At 72.0% G+C, this 1,688-nt stretch carries 2 protein-coding genes; both read right to left on the bottom strand.

Going from position 1 to position 1,688, the window contains the following annotated elements; genetic code table 11:
- Window positions 1-873 (bottom strand): DEAD/DEAH box helicase (locus tag ACI3KS_RS19565; RefSeq protein ID WP_404920207.1); only part of this gene is annotated, 873 nt, incomplete at its 3' end.
- A 15-nt stretch (window positions 874-888) separates the two neighbouring features.
- The gene (locus ACI3KS_RS19560) at window positions 889-1,419 is read right to left on the bottom strand and encodes a hypothetical protein (RefSeq protein ID WP_404920206.1); all 531 of its coding nucleotides are present in this window, start codon (window positions 1,417-1,419) and stop codon (window positions 889-891) included.
- Window positions 1,420-1,688 lie beyond the last annotated feature (269 nt).

The following is a 1,688-nucleotide window of genomic DNA, read 5'->3' as shown; positions in this document are numbered from 1 at the left end:
GCGCGCCGGTTCGTCGGGGCGTCGTCCTCGGATGATGGCATCCTGCTCTGCGGGCGGGACCTGGCCGTGCAGTTCGCGTACGTCGAATCCGACGGCGGCGGAGCGGATGCGGCGGGCGGTCTCGGACACCTCGCGCGCACCGGGGGCGAAGACGAGCACATCGGCGGTCGGATCGTCGCGCCCGAGCTCGAGCGCGGCAGCTGTCGCGGTCTGCGCGAGATGGTCGAGGAACGCCCAGGTCACTCCGCGCTCGTCGAGACGGGCGTGCGGACTCGGCGCCCAGCGCTCCGTGAGCGCGAAGGCGGGAACGATGTGGTCGACGATCGGCGCCGGCGCGGCATCCGTGCCGATCACTGTCGCGAGGCGCTCGGCATCCAGGGTCGCCGACATCACGATGAGCGTGAGGTCGTCTCGCAGCTCGCGCACCTCCGAGAGCAGCCCGATCAGCAGGTCGGTCTCGAGCGCGCGCTCGTGCACCTCGTCGATGATCACCGCATCGACGCCCTCGAGGCCGGGGTCGGTCAGCATCCGTCGCAGCAGCACGCCGGCGGTCACGAACTCGACGCGCGTCTCAGGCGAGACGACGCGCTCGCCGCGGATCGTGAAACCCGCCCTGGTTCCGAGCGGCGAGCCGTCGAGCTGCGCGAGGCGGCGGGCGGCCGCGCGGGCGGCCACCCGGCGCGGCTGCGTGACGATGATCCGTCCGGCAGAGCGCGAGGCCAGGAGCGGCGGCACGAGCGTGGTCTTGCCGGTGCCGGGCGGGGCGCTGACGACGACCGAGGTGCTCGCATCGAGCGCCTGCGACAGGTCGTCGAGCGCCGCCGCGAAAGTGAGGCCGGCGCCGATCGCGGCGAGGTCGAAGGCGGTCGACACCCTACCGACCGGGCTTCAGAGGTTCAGCACGAGGACCGTGACGACGGTCACCGCGATCACGACGAAGAGTCCCGCGCTGCATCCGATCGCCATGATCGGGCCGTAGCCGAGGCGGGAGGTCTTCGCGCCCGACTGCTGGGCTGCGGCGAGGAACTCGGGGCCGCCGCCGATGGCGAAGGAATGGGCGGCGCCTGCGACGTTGACCCCACGGGCCACGTCGACGCCCATCTCGAAGACCGGCTTGTTCAGAACATCGGCCACACCGCCGGCGACGCCGTGGCCGATCGCGCGGTTGACCGAACGAGGGTCGGCGAGGATCGGGTAGCTCTGCCCGCGGACGACCAGGGTGATCCGCTGAGCCGCCGACTTCACGACGACCTCCTGCGCGGGAACGCTGAAGTACTGCGTCCATCCGGTCGGCAGTGCGACCCAGAGGGTGATGAGCCCGTTGCTCACCTCGGCGCGTGCGGGGAACCACCCTCCCGAGGCGTTGTCTCCGAAGGCTCCGGAGAACACGGCGTACGGCGGCTGGTAGGGCATGGTCACCTCACGAGTCTAAGCAGGGTCCGGCGAGGAACGGGTGCGACGGGGTGGTTGTGGACAGCCGCGGTGCGCGGGCTCGGGCGCTGGCGGGCGCTGCGCCGCGCAGGAGTGAGGCTGGCGTCCGTGTGAAACGTCGGAGAATCCGCGTGACACGCCGTTGAGCGGCTTCCGAACGCGGCGTGTCGCCCCAGCGCTCCGACTTCTCGCACGCGGCGTAGGGCGGCGGTCCGGCGGGAGGAGGTACGGGGCGGCGGGGAAGAGGTGCGGAGCGG

The organism is Microbacterium sp. ZW T5_45 (assembly GCF_044987415.1).
Classification (GTDB): domain Bacteria; phylum Actinomycetota; class Actinomycetes; order Actinomycetales; family Microbacteriaceae; genus Microbacterium.
This window is presented reverse-complemented; position numbering and strand designations above follow the sequence as displayed.